The following is a 14,511-nucleotide window of genomic DNA, read 5'->3' as shown; positions in this document are numbered from 1 at the left end:
GGCTGCAATCCCAACGCGGCGTGAAACGACGCAACGGTGAGGTCATCGTATGCAACTAAGACCCTACCAACGCGCCGCCGTCAACGCGGTCTATCTGCACCTACGTCGCTTCGACACCAACCCCGTCGTTGTCATTCCGACCGCTGGTGGCAAAACGCCAACGATCGCAACGATCTGCGACGATGCGGTAAATCTCTGGCAAGGCCGCGTCTTGATCCTGGCTCACGTCAAGGAACTCTTGCAACAGGCCGCCGAGAAGTTGACCGCTGTTTGCCCGAGCGTCAACTTTGGTGTCTTTTCGGCCGGCCTCGGCAAACGGCAAACCAATGGCGATGTCATCATTGCCGGTATCCAGTCCGTGCATCATCGAGCCGAGGAACTGGGGCACTTTGATATGGTCCTGGTCGACGAGTGCCATCTGGTGCCCAAAGAAGGCACCGGCATGTATCGACGGTTTCTGGCCGATGCCAAGCGAATCAATCCGAACCTACGTGTCATCGGGTTTACCGCGACGCCGTATCGACTGGACAGCGGTTCGATATGCGATGCAGCCGGTCCGTTACACGAGATCGCATATGAAGTCGGTGTCATGGACCTCATTCTAGATGGTTACCTCTGCCGTCCAACCGCTAAGGCAGCCAAACAGAAAGCAGACACCTCGGCGTTGAGGGTTCGCGGTGGTGAATTTATCGCTAGCGATACCGAAGCGTTGATGAACGCCGAACCGATGGTGGAATCCGCGTGTGACGAAATCATCGCGGCAACGGTCCAGCGGAATTCGTGCTTGATCTTCGCAGCGGGCGTCGACCATGCTCATTCGATCGCTCTCGCTTTGAAGCAGCGAGGTCAAGACTGCGAAGTTGTGACTGGCCAAACCAGACAAGGCAAACGAGATCAAACGCTCGACGACTTTCGCAACCAGCGATGCAAGTACCTCGTTAACGTCGGCGTCCTGACCACCGGGTTTGATGCCCCTACGATCGACTGTGTAGCGCTTTTGCGTCCGACGATGTCACCCGGTCTCTACTACCAAATGATCGGCCGCGGCTTTCGTCTGCATCCCGGCAAAGAAAATTGCTTGATTTTGGACTTCGCCGGCAACGTGATGCGTCACGGTCCGGTGGACTGCATCGAACCGCCGACGCCGCAGCACGATGATCGGCCCAAAGCCAAAGAGTGTCCCCAATGTGGAGCCATCGTCGCGGTCGCCAAGCGGGAATGTCCGTCCTGCAACCATGAATTCCCAGTCATTGCATCACCCCGTGTGATCAGTCACACCAGTCAACCTGCATCGGCAGCAGTGTTGTCGGAAGACATCACCGAGCAAACGCACGAGGTCCAAGACGTACTCTACAGCGTTCATACCAAACGCGACGCAGAAGAGGATGATCCGAAGTCGATGTGCGTTGAGTATGTCATCGGCATCAACTTTCATCATCGCGAGTACGTCTGTTTTGAGCACACCGGATTCGCTCGCAACAAAGCGGTTTGGTGGTGGCGAGAACGATCCTACGAACCTGTTCCGCGCACGGCGGCCGAAGCGGTTTCGTTAGCGATCCGCGGGGCGCTCGCGTTCCCCGAGGAGATTACCATTCGCAGTATCGCTGGCGAAAAGTTCGATCGGATCGTCGACACCAAGCTAACTGAAAAACCCTGCTTCTGTCTCTCTGGCATGGATGACGACGATGACGAGGTTCCGTTTTGACTTCCCAAGCAAATATCTCCAAACTTCTCGACGCCGCGCTCACGCTGGCCGATCTCGGCTACGCGGTATTTCCGTGCGCGTCGGGAACCAAACAACCGATCACGTCGCATGGATGCAACGATGCGACGAAAGACCTGGATACCATCGAGGATTGGTGGCGACGGTCGCCTTCGGCCAATATCGGCGTTTCGACCAACGGCATCTTCGTGCTTGACGTTGACGTCGGTAGCCATTGGTTGCTCGAAGATCCCGAGCGATCGATGGACCTGGCCGTTGCACCTTTGTCGCTAACCGCACGAGGCGGTCGGCAGTACTTCTTCCGCCGTCCCGAAGGCGTCACCTGGAAGAATTGGAACAGTGAGCTGGCCAAGTTCGTCGACATCAAAGTCGATGGAGGCTACGTCGTCGTTCCGCCCTCCGTCCTCGAAGGCGGCCGGCGGTACCACTGGGCACCGACGATGGGACTCGATATCGGTCCCGAAGATCTGCCTTTGCCGCCTCAGTGGCTGGTCGATGATCTCAATCGTCTATCCGACGGCCACCCATCCGAACGTGTCACAACGACCGAGGTTGGCGGTAACCGAATTCCCGCCGGCCAACGCAACGGCACACTGGCCCGCCTGGGCGGCACGATGCGGCGAGCCGGAATGTCGGTCGACGAAATCGCTGCCGCCATTCAGGAAACAAATCGCGTTCGTTGCGATCCGCCGATGGATCGCGACGAGGTCGATCGGATCGCGGCCAGCGTTGCTCGGTACGAGCCTGATCAAATCAACGTGGCGACGATCGAGAATCATTTCGAGCAAGATCGTCGGGCTGCCGAAGAGAAACTGTTCAACATTGTCTCCAGTCGAGATCTCGACGCATCGCAGTACGATATGGAATACCTCATCAACGGTATCCTCGTCCGAGGACAACCGTCGATGATTGCCGGCCCAAAGAAAACGCTCAAAACCAACATTAGTGTCGACTTGGCATTATCGCTCGCCGAAGCGACACCGTTTCTTGGTAAATTCGATGTCAAGCTATCCCGACGTGTCGGTGTGATGTCCGGCGAGTCGGGTGCGGCAACCATCCAGGAAACCGCACGCCGAGTCGCGCGTTCAAAACAGCTTCGTCTCTCGGATTGCCAAGGTGCTGTCTGGTGCTTCGACGTTCCGCAGTTGACCAACCAAGAGCACATCGACGCGATGAAACGCGTGATTGAGGACCATGCACTTGACGTGCTGATCCTCGATCCGACCTACTTGATGATGCTCGGACTAGGCAACGACGCCGGCAACCTGTTCATCGTTGGCGGTCTGCTCAAATCCATTGGCGAGCTGGCGCAAGAGACCGGCTGCACGCCGATCCTGTGCCATCACCTCAAGAAGAGCATCGCCGACCCGTACGAACCTGCGGAACTGGAAAACATCGCCTGGGCTGGCTTTCAAGAGTTCGTCCGTCAATGGATTTTGCTGAACCGACGCGTCAAATACGATCCCGAACGTGGCGGCCATCACGAACTATGGATGAGTGTCGGTGGCTCGGCCGGCCACAGTGGTCTGTGGGGCGTTGATGTGCAGGAGGGAACGCGTGACGACCCCGGCGGTCGACGTTGGGACGTGAACATACTGGAGTCCAACGACGCATATGCACAGCGTGACGCCCAAGAGGAACAGGCAGGCGAACAACGCAAAGTGTCCCGCGCCGAACGCAAGCATGAGAAGGAGCGTGCGTCGCTGCTCAGTGCACTTGCGAAGTTCAAGACCGGTGAGACAAGCCGCGTCATCCGTGAAGCCGCTGGCGTCAGCGGCAACCGTTTCAACAACCTAATCGAGGAACTGATTGAAGATGGAATGGCCCGCCAATGTGAAATCACGAAAGCAAATGGACAAAAATATGAAGGCTATATCATCAGTGGGACTGAACTGTCCCAGTGAGTCCCACCAGTGGCGTTCGAATCGCCAGCGACAGTGGGACAACGCTGTCCCAGTGTGTCCCACTGCTGTTGCTGTGTTCACTGGGACCACTGGGACTCAGTGGGACAAACGTGTTGTCCCAGTGGGCGAGCACACCAGTGGGACAAAGCCCCTATAGGGGGCTGTCCCACTGATGTGCGGTGTGCCGTCGAATCCCACTGATGTGTCCCAGTGAAAGTTGTCCCAGTGAAATCGATGGTGGGCGAGCAGGGCTGACGCTGGCGAACGCAGACGAAAGATGACCCCGGAAACATTTTAGGTACTCCCCGGCGATTTGAACGCCAATATGGGCACACGGAACAGGCACCTTGTCCAGCACAGTTTGTTTTGATTGTCCGAGTGTGAGACAATACAATTAGCGTGATCGGTCACTGAAATGGAGGTTTCCATGCCTAGTCTCAAGAACAAGTCCCGATTAGCTCGTTGGTTGCTCCTAATTGTCGGTTTACTTTGCTTTGCGATCGGAGTGTGGTACCTGCTTTTGGCACCGCCGTTCGAAATGGCAGGAGCACATGGCACGCCTCTTACCTTTCTTGAGGAGGAAGTAGAAAAGAACACTCTGATTGTTGTTGGAGGGTTTCTACTCACACAATGGCTGTTCTTGTGTCCCCATGGTCGCTTGAAAATGCACCTGACCGATAGTGGACGACCGATGTGGTTGTCTCTCGTATGTGCGGCGCTGGCAACTGCAATGCTATCCATCGCAATGATCGCTACGCTTCTTGAGATCCCAAATCTGTGGGGACCATTTATTGAGAACATGAGTGTCGCCTGGACTGTAATCGGAATTCTCTGGCTGATATGGATTGGTGTATTTTTCGTTTACTGGCGTGGTGTCGACCGGATGGACTCCATGACGAGAATGATTCGCCTCTTGATCAAAGGGAGCATCCTTGAACTTCTTGTAGCCGTACCCGTGCATGTGGCTGTCTGGGATCGCGAGAAAGAGTGCTATTGTTCGCGAGGTTCGTACACCGGCATTGTATTAGGGACAACGGTACTGCTGTGGGCATTTGGCCCTGGGCTTGTTCTCCTCTTTGCCAGAGAGTTTCAGCAGAGGAAATGCCTCCACAAGATTAGTACCAGAGAAACGGTAGAGCAGCAGAGTTCCGAGAACGATAAGAACTAACCACCTAGCCAACCAAACATCTAACCATCCACCCAACGACCGACCCTTTTCCGTTTCTTCACCTCTGGAAAAGGACTCTGCCATGCAGGTCGAAATGTGGTCGCTTGATCGAATCAAGCCTTACGAAAACAATCCGCGTCTGAATGACGATGCTGTTGACGCGGTCGTTCATAGCATCAACGAATTCGGTTTCCGACAACCGATCGTCGTCGACACCGACGGCGTCATCATCGTCGGCCATACGCGGTTCAAAGCCGCCAAGAAGATCGGGCTGACCGAAGTCCCGGTCCACGTCGCAAAAGACATGGAACCCGAAGCGGTCCGAGCCTACCGGATCGCCGACAACCGTACTGGCGAGAATGCAGAGTGGGACTTCGACCTGCTGCCACTCGAAATGGGAGCGTTACAAGACGCAGGTTTTAATTGTGAACTGATCGGTTTCGATGCCGATGAACTCGCCAAATTGCTGCATGCCGACGAGACGCAAGGGCTGACGGATCCCGATGACGTACCCGAACCGCCTGATGAAGCCATCACCCAGTCCGGCGACATTTGGATTCTTGGCGATCACCGATTGATGTGCGGCGATTCGTCAAAACCGGACGACCTGGACCGGCTACTGAATGGACAACCGATCCATTTGATCCACATGGATCCGCCCTATAATGTCAGCGTTTCGCCCCGCAGCAAGAACGCGATCGCTGCCGGCAACAGCACCTTCGCCGGCGATGGCAAGAAGGCCAAAGGTGAGCGAAAGATGCGTGCCAAAGATCGCCCGCTGGCCAACGACTTCATCTCCGAAGAGGAGTTTGACCGGCTCTTGTTGGCTTGGTTCGAAAACGCTTCTCGCGTGCTCGTTCCTGGCGGATGTGCGTATGTGTGGGGAGGCTACGCAAACCTGGGTAACTATCCCGGCCCTCTCAAACAGGCCAAAATTTACATGAGCCAAGCGATTGTTTGGGACAAGCAGCATCCTGTGATGACAAGAAAAGATTTCATGGGCGCGTTTGAAATTTGTTTTTACGGTTGGAAAGAAGGGGCCGGCCACAAGTACTTCGGGCCGAACAACGCCACCGACCTTTGGCACGTCAAGAAGATCCCGCCGCAACAGCTCGAACATCTCACCGGCAAACCGGCGGAACTGGCGGTCAATGCGATGCAGTATTCGTCACGCAGGGGCGACAACGTGCTTGACTTATTCGGCGGCAGTGGATCGACATTGATCGGCGCGGAACAGACTGGTCGGAAAGCATACTTGATGGAACTCGATCCGCCGTACTGCGACGTGATCGTCGACCGCTACCAACGCTTCACCGGCAAACCCGCGATCTTGGAGCGGACCGGCGAATCGCCGATCCCAGTCGGCAAGCGTGAGGAAAATATGCGTTAGTCGGTTGAGACGTGATGTGACTCAAAGAAGTTGGCGATGTCTTGCTTCGTTACTTTGCTCGACGTTGTATCAAGCACAAGTTGCACAAGTTCCTCATCCGTCGCTTCAATTGCAACCTCGTTGATTTCCAAGAAGATTAATGCAGCTTCCAGTCCGACTCGTTTGTTGCCATCGACGAACGGGTGGTTCATGACCAAGTGAAACAAGTAAGCCGCGGCCATCTCGAATGGAAACACATGAAGAAAGTCGCCGCCGAAAGAAGCTTGTGGTTGTGCGATCGCAGACTCAAGTAGTCCCGCGTCTCGCAGGCCATCGTCACCACCATACGCTCGAATCTGAAACGCATGCGACTCCAGAATATCATCAACCGCCAGCAACAGAATGCCATCAATCATCTACTCCGCCAACTTTCTGAATGCCTCGGAGTGTTTCTTATTGACAGCTGTTCGAGCCGCGCGGACGCGAGTTTTCTTGTCAGCCTCGGAATAGGGAGCGATGTTAATCGTTCGCCCGTCCGTGGTCAGCTCGACCTGCGATTCCGGTTCAATTTTCAACAGATCCAAAATCGGGCGATCGATCACGATTGCCCAGCTATTGCCGTGCTTCACCAATTTCTTAATCATTTTTACCCCACAAACATGGTCGACCAATGTATCACCATTGTGATAACGCGGTATCCGGGCGTCAAGCCATGGGTCTGGACGAGAAATGCAAACGCAAATGACTAGAATTCCTTGCAAGACCAAGTTCCGTCTTCAAAGACATAGACGTATTTGGCACCGCAGTTCCTCGCGAACTCGATCAACGCTGCGCCCGTCGGCATCATCACCGCTGGGTGACCGTCGGAAAAGTACTCCGGCTCGCCGGACTCTCTTTGCAGGCAACGAAGGTCTCCACCAGCGACGAGGTTTGCAGCATCGGCTTGGTTCGCATAGTGGTGCATTAGTATTGCTCCAGTGTGGTCAGGGTATCCGTCATAGTGAAGGTAAACGGCGTCGTAGAAACCGTCGGCGCGGCGGACTGCGATGGTGGCACGGGTGGACATTGGGGTTGCTCCTTAGTTCGGTTGGTCAGGTTTGGTGGAAACGATCTCCACCTGGTCCGGCGGCATGGAAAGCATCAGCGATCGGCCGCAGTCCCAATCGACATCGACTTGCGTCCAATCGCCGTGAGGATAGACGCCGACGACCGTTCCGGTGGAGCCGGCGGGAATCGGGTCGGGATCGTCAGCCATCGAAAGCAGCCGCACGCGATCGCCCACCTTGAGTTTGGTTTGCATCGTGGTGTTCCCTAATTGCGAGCGTTGTTTGTTTCGTCGACCAGCGCGGCGACTTCCGAAAGTTGAGCGTTGATCAGGTTCAAAGCACGCAGGTGCGTCCAACGAAGTGCCTTGTTGTCGGGCCGAATCATTCGGTCAAGCTGCAACTCGATGTGTTGAAGCAAGTCGCGTGAAATTTGATGAGCGTTCTCGTAAGCCGCGGTCGGCTCGATTGGCCGCGGTGCGAGGGTTTGAAGTTTTGCCATATCGTTTCTCCATTTGAGTCTTTGCAAAACCGTTCGTACAAACACACAGGAGCCATGGGTTTGGCGAAAGATCAAGCTAGGACCGCAAAACATGTGAAGGATTCTGCATGTTTCTTGCGAGCGGCTGTCGGCCCGCGACGTTGCCGCGTGTCGCGTCGCTCAGGGGTTTCGCATCGTCATGCAATCAACGAGCAAACGCCCGTACGTTTTGAACGTCGGGCGTTGTCGGCGGCGTTCAGTTCAGAACGCGAGTGGGACCAAGACGTGGGCGTTCGTGCCCGTCACCGCGAACTCTTCTCCAGTCATGGTCCGCGCGTAGATGCAATCGCCGCGGCGAACCAAGCATTCCACCACGCTGGATTCAAAAGTGTCGCCGGCAATCGACCGCAACTCGTAGCCCCTGTCGGGTTTCGGCGATGCCGTTTCTCCGTCGAACAAATCCGCGACCTGGCGGACGTCGCAAATGAATTTCACAGCGTCACCCTACGCGCGTGCCGTGAACCGACCACGTTCAGTTTTGATAAACCGGCTTTCGTCGCCCTTCTTCATCTCGCGGAGGATCGCCGAGTACAGTGTGGCGTGGGGCGTCTTGCCTCCGGGGCTTTCCCACAAACCGGCCTCGGTCATCGCGGCGATCATTTCTTGAGCGTTCATCGGTCCGGGCGAATCTGCCAAGACTTGCAATGCCGCTTTGACACACGACAGCTTTTTCTCACCGTGGTCGACGTTTGTAGCTTTCGCTTTCTTAACCCTCTTCACCGCACGCGTTGGAGTCGATGGCTCTGCCGATTCAACCGCTGGAGTTTGTCGTGCCGAACCAAGCAGTCGCTGGGCAGACTTGATCCGCACTTTTTTATTGGTCGTCAAGTTCGTCGCGTCCCAGCCGCCGCTGGAATTCTCCGCGTCGATCCGAACAACCACCTTCCTGTTGGTGACGTTCGCGTAGTATTCGCCACCGATTCGTACTTCTGTTTTCTTCATCGTCGTTTCTCCAATTCGTGTTTTGTAGTTGGCTGCCATCGTCAGGCCGCGGGAACCACCCGCGACAACGGTGGCGGGCGTTTCGGCTTTCATCCCTGTGAATTGCGCTGCGAATCCGTCCGCGGCGTTGGCCTTTTGGCCGGCGGGTTATACGATCGCGCCAAGGACGCTCTTATTGAGCCGATCCAGCATCTCGCAAAAGATATAGTGCTCTTCCAAGATCGGGCCGTTCGGTCCCAGGTCCGCATCGGCCTTTTCGAGGGCGTCGACCAAGGGGCGAAGGTTGTCGGCGATTCGGTAGTAAGATTCGCGAATGTCTTGGTAGGTCGCCGGGTCCAGTTTTTTCATCTCTGTGCGAAGGGCGGCGGCTCTGGTCTTTTGGGATTCGTTCATGGCCATGCTTGGGTCTCTCGTGCAAAGGGTTTTGAAATCGTTTTGCCGTTTGGCGTTAACACACATCAGCCATGCTCTTGGGAACACATCAAGCGAAGTCCGGCAGCAATTCGCACTCTTTTGCGATATTTTCAAGCTTCGCCGACGTTCGCGTTTGTGGGCCGGAAAGAGATGTCGGCATGGTCTGCCGCATGTTGGCAACCGCTCGCAACACGGGCTAACGTCGGCGGCGATTCAACGAGAAACAGCCACGCTGGCGAGCGTGGCGGAAAGGTTGCGGGTGAGAATCTATTCGCCGGCCGGAGCAACGAAATCTTTCAATTCTTTGAGCCGCTCGCAAAGGTGTTGCAGCGAACCGACGTGTTCCCAATTAATGGGATGGTCGGAGTCGGGGGCCGGCATGTCTTCGACGATTTGGTGAAGGTCTTCGAGCAAGGTCAAAGCCCGGACATGCGCGGTTACGTAAGCGTCTTCAACTCGAGCGGTGTTTTTTGCCATGGTTGGGTCTCCGTTATTGGAAAGGGGAAATGCGTTTGCGTTGACACACATGAGCCATGCATCGCCCGCAACATCAAGCGAAGTTCGGAAAACGTTTTGAATGTTTTCCAAACACTTTTTCGCCGGCCGAGATCAGCTCGTGCGAGCAGTTTCCCAAGCCCGTTTGCTGCCGTAGCAAATCTGCCCACCTTCGACGATGTAGACCATCGCGTCGTCGGCCACGTCTTGGTCGTCGAAGTACTCGCTGGGGTCATCTTCGCTCGCTTCGTTCATTTCCGCGCCGCTGGTCACACCGGCAATGCGGTTCTCGAATGGCCAGTTCTCTTGCGTCATCAACCGTACCTCGGCGTCGCCGCCGTGTTCTTCTGCGTATTCGGCCAACAGGTTGATCAAGGTTTCGAGCGTCATGTTTGGGTCTCCGTTTCGGTGAAAGTAAATGCGTTTCGCATGTCTACACATCAGCCATGGATTTCAGAACACCTCAAGCAAGTTTTGCGAGGAACATGCAGTCTTTTTCAATGTTTCTGGATGTCGCCGACGTGGCCGACAACCGCATCGTGTGGCGTCAGGGAACACAATGGCCTCCTACCTTTGACCTACCGGAAGATCGCGACGTTTGACGAACGTTGCGGCGAGAACACGAAGAAACGCCGCGTTGCGGTCCGCGGCGTTACATGCTTGGCGATTGGTCGGTTATCAAATCGCCCGGTCGTACTTGCGGGCCATTTCCAAAAGCTTCGTTTTGGTCGCCTTCCAGTCGCATGTTTGGTCGGCGGCCGAAAGTTCACCGAACCGTTTGTTGCAAAGGTTGCCCTTGTACCAACCCTTCGTCCAACCGAGCCGGTAGAAGAGTCGGTTGAGCTCCGTTTCGCCTTCCCCCGCGCCGGGGCGATCCCAGCAACTCTTGGTTCCGGGCTTCTTGGCGTAATCCCAGCCGCTACAGCGATTTGTATTCAAGGCGAGTTCTACCAAGCCGATGCACATTTGGATGTAGCCGAGGGCCTTGGCCTTGTTGGTCGTTCCGGCGAAGGCCCGGAATTCGATTCGGTTTCGGCCGCGGGCCATGTGCGTCAGGTTCAAAAGGTGGTAGCGGTCCGATTCGCAGCGTCGTTTCGCTTCGTCTTTGTTGCCGTAGGCTTTGACCGTTTTGGCCCAGTTGGTTCGTTCGCGTCGTTTCGTTCCGGTCGAGGCGTAGATGGCTCGTTCGTGGTTTCCGACCAAGCTGATCAGGCGGGAAAGGGCCGCGGCGTCTCCGTTGAATTCGATCGTGACGTGGACGCCGCAAGAAAAGTTGACCCGCGCGCCGTGCGCGTTGATCTTGTCGAGGGCCTCTTCGACCTGGCGGAGCCCTTCGTAGCCGCGAAGTTTCGGCGATACGAATTCGCATCCTTTGCGGTTGGGAGCAAGCGTTCGAATACTGCTGTCGCGTTCGGCTTTCCAGCCTGTCGGCAGCCAAGATACTTGCGTTCCGTTGTGGTATCCGCCGATCGGCGTTGTGTCATTGGTGGGGAGGGTCGTTTCGAATTCAATACCGAAGGCGATGTTGTTGGCGTGCATGTTTGGGTCTCCGAAGGCTGGTTGGTTATGTGTGTGTTTCGTGGTTGCGTTAACACACATGAAGCCATGGCTTTCGGGACACCTCAACTCAGTTCTGGCAGTAATGTTTCAATAATCCTAAGCTTTCCTTTCACCCCCACACGCCGCCAGTTTTGGCCCACTGTCGCGTGAAATACATGCTCGCATTACTAGGCAAACATGGACCAATGACGCGACACGCAACGACGTGTTGCCGACGTTTCGAAATTCACAAATCACGGAGAGATGAGATGACAAACCCATCAGGGCCGGTCGATCCAGGGCGGATGTCGATTGAAGTGGCTGCCAAGCTTTTGTCGTCGGCGTATCGGCAACGGATTGCCGAAGAAAAGATCCGACAAGACGTCGCCAATGGAGCACCAACCAATGCCGACGGAACGATCAGTGTCGTGGCGTATACGGCCTGGCTGCTGCATCAAACGCTACGCGATGAATCGTAGTCAAGAGAGCTGGCTATTGAATCGGATAGAGTTCAGCGTTGCGTTTCGCCTCGTCCGCCATCTCTCGATTGAACGAACCGTGTGGAAGGGTGCCATCTTGGAAATACCTTTTCAAAACGGCACCAGGGTTGATCCAATGAAAAGCAAACCCGCGAATTGGATGAACCACCGAAGGATCCAACGAATCGATCTTGCCATCGTGGAGTCGTTTCATTGCCTCAAAGTCAATACGGACGTTCTGTTTCGCTGCGTCGATTGTCTTGGGATCCGGCAAATAGGGCGAGAAGTACTCGTAGCCGACGAGGTCATCCCACTTCGCCGGCGGCTGGCCACCATGCTCTTCAGCATACGAAACGATGATGTTCGTGACGCCCCATTCATAGTACGACGAATGAATGCCGCGTTGAAGATTCACGACAGCCCAGACACCGACGGCAAAGAGCAGAATGCAAACCAATGGAAGCGATCGAAGAAGCCTGTTCGGTCGCTTCTTCGTGTCATCGGATTTCTTCGTTTCGCGATCTACGGGATCCATATCCCAAATTGTACCTAACGGTTGGCATCCATGTTGACATCCCAGGAGACGAAGAATGGCTATTGACCCACGGAAACTAAAGCCTAGCGAATGCGTTCGCACGCTCAACTCAACGAGTCTGGGCGAGGTCTCGAGTGAACGCCAACTGTACCGACACCGTCAACGAGCAGGGCATCGCATCGGTGATGGAAAGCACGTCGATTTGCTCCGCTACTGCGCTTGGTTGCATCAAGAACGGCATGCGCCAACCCCGCCTGCCGAAGTAGATCCGTATAGCAGAGTCAAAGACAAGGCTCGTGCACGAAACGCCGCGATCGCCTTGGCCGGTCGCGACATCGGTGACTTGCCTGATGTTGAGAATTCAGAGCGAAAAGAGAAGGCCGCGGGAAGCTTTCGTTCATTTTGCGAAGCGTATTTCTCGTTGACGTTTCATCTTGCATGGTCGCCGGACCACTTGAAGGTAATCGAACGCATCGAAGAAGCCGTCGTTCGCGGCGGGTTGTTCTCGTTGGCAATGGCACGCGGTAGTGGCAAGAGTTCGCTTGCGGAGGTCGCGTGTATCTGGGCGGTGTTCAATGGCTACCGTGACTTCGTCTGCTTGATCGGCAGTGACGAAGGTCATGCCTGCGATATGCTCGAATCAATCAAAACCGAACTCGACGCCAACGAACTGCTCTTGGCCGACTACCCTGAGGTTTGCTTTCCAATCCAGGCGTTGGACGGCATCTCCAACCGAGCCAACGGGCAACTCTATCAGGGCAAACGTACGCAAATCGGTTGGACTGCAAAGGAAGTCGTTCTACCAACAATCGCCGGCAGCAAAGCGAGCGGCGCAATCATCAAGGTCGCAGGCTTGACCGGCCGCATCCGCGGGATGAAATTCAAACGCCCCGACGGAAAGACCGTTCGGCCGTCGCTCGTGGTGTTGGATGACCCGCAGACGGACGAGTCCGCGAGGTCGCTGTCGCAGTGTGCAAACCGCGAGGCCATCCTCGCCGGTGCCGTCCTCGGACTCGCCGGACCCGGTAAGAAGATCTCGGGCATCATGCCATGCACCGTGATCCGCCCCGGCGACATGGCCGACAATATCCTCGATCGCGACAAACATCCCGAGTGGAACGGTGCGCGGACGCGAATGGTCAATTCATTCCCAACCAACGAGACGTTGTGGGAACGCTACGCCGAGATTCGTGCCGAAGGTTTGCGTGCCGGCGACGGTGGCGCGACTGGCACCGAGTTTTATCGACAGAACCGCGAGGCAATGGACGAGGGTGCCGAGGTTTCATGGAAAGAACGCTTCAATCACGACGAGTTGTCGGCGATTCAACACGCGATGAATCTAAAACTGCAAGATGAAGCCGCATTTTTCGCCGAATACCAAAATGAACCATTGCCGGCTGAGACGATCGACGCCGATCAACTCACTGCCGAGCAAGTCGCCAATAAGATCAACGGAACGGATCGGTGCTGCGTTCCCATCGCGGCAAACCACCTCACCGCTTTCATCGACGTCCAAGGCAAGCTGCTGTTCTACGTCGTCGCCGCATGGGAGGACGATTTTACTGGCTATGTCGTCGATTATGGAACTTTTCCTGATCAGAAGCGAGGCCATTTCACGCTGCGAGATGCACGCCAGACGCTCGCTACCGTTGCCGACGGAACCGGTCTCGAGGGATCCATCTACGCTGGCCTCGATGCGTTGACCGACGATCTACTCGGCCGTGAATGGCAGCGTGACGACGGCGCGGCAATGAAGATCGGCCGTTGTATGATCGACGCAAACTGGGGCCATTCAACCAACGTCGTTTACCAGTTCTGCCGACAAAGTCCGCACGCATCGATCCTGCTCCCCTCACATGGTCGCTTCGTTGGCGCCTCATCGAATCCGTTCAGCGAATACAAACGCCGACCTGGCGATCGTGTTGGTCTCAACTGGCGAGTCCCCTCGATTCACGGCAAGCGAGCGATCCGGCACGTCATCTACGATACGAACTGGTGGAAGTCGTTCACGCACGCCCGTCTTGCGGTCGCGATGGGAGATCGAGGATGCCTCTCAGTCTTCGGAGACCGAGCCGAACAACATCGCATGTTCGCCGAGCAAATCACCGCTGAGTACTTCATCAAAACCGAAGGCCGCGGCCGAACCGTTGACGAATGGAAAGCCCGCCCCGAACAGCCCGACAATCACTGGCTCGATTGCCTCGTTGGCTGTGCGGTCGGAGCGTCGATGCAGGGTGCGTTGCTCTTCGGAACTGATGTGTCTAGTTCACGGACTCGCGGGCGGTTGAGCTTTCGGGAAATGCAGCAGCGGAAGCGTTGCTGATCTCAGAAGTCATCTCCGGTCGATGGAACCGAATTC

18 protein-coding genes and 1 other RNA gene are annotated in these 14,511 nt (G+C 55.8%); 6 read left to right on the top strand and 13 right to left on the bottom strand.

The window, feature by feature from the left end:
• The first annotated feature begins 49 nt into the window (after positions 1-49).
• From Poly41_RS10325 to Poly41_RS10310, 4 genes are all read left to right on the top strand, one after another.
• Complete coding sequence (locus Poly41_RS10325; protein WP_146526126.1) at positions 50-1,705, top strand: DEAD/DEAH box helicase; 1,656 nt, start codon at positions 50-52, stop codon at positions 1,703-1,705.
• On the top strand, positions 1,702-3,627 hold the full coding sequence (locus Poly41_RS10320; protein WP_146526124.1) for a bifunctional DNA primase/polymerase: 1,926 nt from the start codon (positions 1,702-1,704) through the stop codon (positions 3,625-3,627). The genes Poly41_RS10325 and Poly41_RS10320 overlap by 4 nt, the downstream gene beginning before the upstream one ends.
• A gap of 427 nt (positions 3,628-4,054) precedes the next feature.
• Positions 4,055-4,795 (top strand): hypothetical protein, encoded by a 741-nt coding sequence (locus Poly41_RS10315; RefSeq protein WP_146526122.1) that lies wholly within the window; start codon positions 4,055-4,057, stop codon positions 4,793-4,795.
• Between the two features lie 82 nt (positions 4,796-4,877).
• Positions 4,878-6,185 carry a DNA modification methylase gene (locus Poly41_RS10310; RefSeq protein WP_146526120.1) on the top strand — a complete coding sequence of 436 codons (1,308 nt, stop codon included), beginning with the start codon at positions 4,878-4,880 and terminating at the stop codon, positions 6,183-6,185.
• On the opposite strand, the gene Poly41_RS10305 is transcribed toward Poly41_RS10310, so the two are convergent.
• From Poly41_RS10305 to Poly41_RS10250, 12 genes are all read right to left on the bottom strand, one after another.
• Positions 6,182-6,580, bottom strand: coding sequence for a type II toxin-antitoxin system death-on-curing family toxin (locus Poly41_RS10305; protein WP_146526118.1), 399 nt, complete (start codon positions 6,578-6,580; stop codon positions 6,182-6,184). The genes Poly41_RS10310 and Poly41_RS10305 overlap by 4 nt on opposite strands.
• Positions 6,581-6,808 carry an AbrB/MazE/SpoVT family DNA-binding domain-containing protein gene (locus tag Poly41_RS10300; RefSeq protein ID WP_146526116.1) on the bottom strand — a complete coding sequence of 76 codons (228 nt, stop codon included), beginning with the start codon at positions 6,806-6,808 and terminating at the stop codon, positions 6,581-6,583.
• Between the two features lie 101 nt (positions 6,809-6,909).
• Positions 6,910-7,230, bottom strand: a complete 321-nt coding sequence (locus tag Poly41_RS10295) for a hypothetical protein (protein WP_146526114.1) — start codon at positions 7,228-7,230, stop codon at positions 6,910-6,912.
• Between the two features lie 12 nt (positions 7,231-7,242).
• Positions 7,243-7,464 carry a DUF4314 domain-containing protein gene (locus tag Poly41_RS10290; RefSeq protein ID WP_146526112.1) on the bottom strand — a complete coding sequence of 74 codons (222 nt, stop codon included), beginning with the start codon at positions 7,462-7,464 and terminating at the stop codon, positions 7,243-7,245.
• Positions 7,465-7,475: 11 nt separating this feature from the next.
• Positions 7,476-7,709, bottom strand: a complete 234-nt coding sequence (locus Poly41_RS10285; RefSeq protein ID WP_146526111.1) for a hypothetical protein — start codon at positions 7,707-7,709, stop codon at positions 7,476-7,478.
• A gap of 240 nt (positions 7,710-7,949) precedes the next feature.
• Positions 7,950-8,183, bottom strand: a complete 234-nt coding sequence (locus tag Poly41_RS10280; protein ID WP_146526109.1) for a hypothetical protein — start codon at positions 8,181-8,183, stop codon at positions 7,950-7,952.
• A gap of 9 nt (positions 8,184-8,192) precedes the next feature.
• The gene (locus tag Poly41_RS10275) at positions 8,193-8,690 is read right to left on the bottom strand and encodes a winged helix-turn-helix domain-containing protein (protein WP_197231204.1); all 498 of its coding nucleotides are present in this window, start codon (positions 8,688-8,690) and stop codon (positions 8,193-8,195) included.
• A gap of 26 nt (positions 8,691-8,716) precedes the next feature.
• Positions 8,717-8,778: hammerhead ribozyme type II (locus tag Poly41_RS10270), an RNA gene on the bottom strand.
• Positions 8,779-8,837: 59 nt separating this feature from the next.
• Positions 8,838-9,089 (bottom strand): hypothetical protein, encoded by a 252-nt coding sequence (locus Poly41_RS10265; protein WP_146526106.1) that lies wholly within the window; start codon positions 9,087-9,089, stop codon positions 8,838-8,840.
• A gap of 282 nt (positions 9,090-9,371) precedes the next feature.
• Positions 9,372-9,581: a hypothetical protein gene (locus Poly41_RS10260; protein WP_146526104.1), complete on the bottom strand. Its 210-nt coding sequence runs from the start codon at positions 9,579-9,581 to the stop codon at positions 9,372-9,374.
• 132 nt (positions 9,582-9,713) lie between these two features.
• Positions 9,714-9,989 carry a hypothetical protein gene (locus tag Poly41_RS10255; protein ID WP_146526102.1) on the bottom strand — a complete coding sequence of 92 codons (276 nt, stop codon included), beginning with the start codon at positions 9,987-9,989 and terminating at the stop codon, positions 9,714-9,716.
• A 288-nt stretch (positions 9,990-10,277) separates the two neighbouring features.
• Complete coding sequence (locus tag Poly41_RS10250) at positions 10,278-11,138, bottom strand: amidoligase family protein (protein WP_197231203.1); 861 nt, start codon at positions 11,136-11,138, stop codon at positions 10,278-10,280.
• Positions 11,139-11,407: 269 nt separating this feature from the next.
• Between Poly41_RS10250 and Poly41_RS10245 the strand changes: the two genes are divergently transcribed.
• Positions 11,408-11,617: a hypothetical protein gene (locus tag Poly41_RS10245; protein ID WP_146526098.1), complete on the top strand. Its 210-nt coding sequence runs from the start codon at positions 11,408-11,410 to the stop codon at positions 11,615-11,617.
• Between the two features lie 13 nt (positions 11,618-11,630).
• Here Poly41_RS10245 and Poly41_RS10240 read toward each other — a convergent pair whose 3' ends face one another.
• A complete protein-coding gene (locus tag Poly41_RS10240; protein ID WP_146526096.1) occupies positions 11,631-12,152 on the bottom strand; it encodes a hypothetical protein in 522 nt (173 codons plus the stop codon).
• Positions 12,153-12,207: 55 nt separating this feature from the next.
• On the opposite strand from Poly41_RS10240, the gene Poly41_RS10235 reads away from it, so the two are divergent.
• Entirely contained in the window at positions 12,208-14,475 is a 2,268-nt protein-coding gene (locus Poly41_RS10235) for a terminase gpA endonuclease subunit (RefSeq protein WP_146526094.1), read from the top strand.
• Positions 14,476-14,511: the final 36 nt, after the last annotated feature.

This window comes from Novipirellula artificiosorum (assembly GCF_007860135.1).
GTDB lineage: Bacteria > Planctomycetota > Planctomycetia > Pirellulales > Pirellulaceae > Novipirellula_A > Novipirellula_A artificiosorum.
Note: the sequence above shows the minus strand (reverse complement) of the source record. Positions and strands in the feature narration are given on the sequence as shown.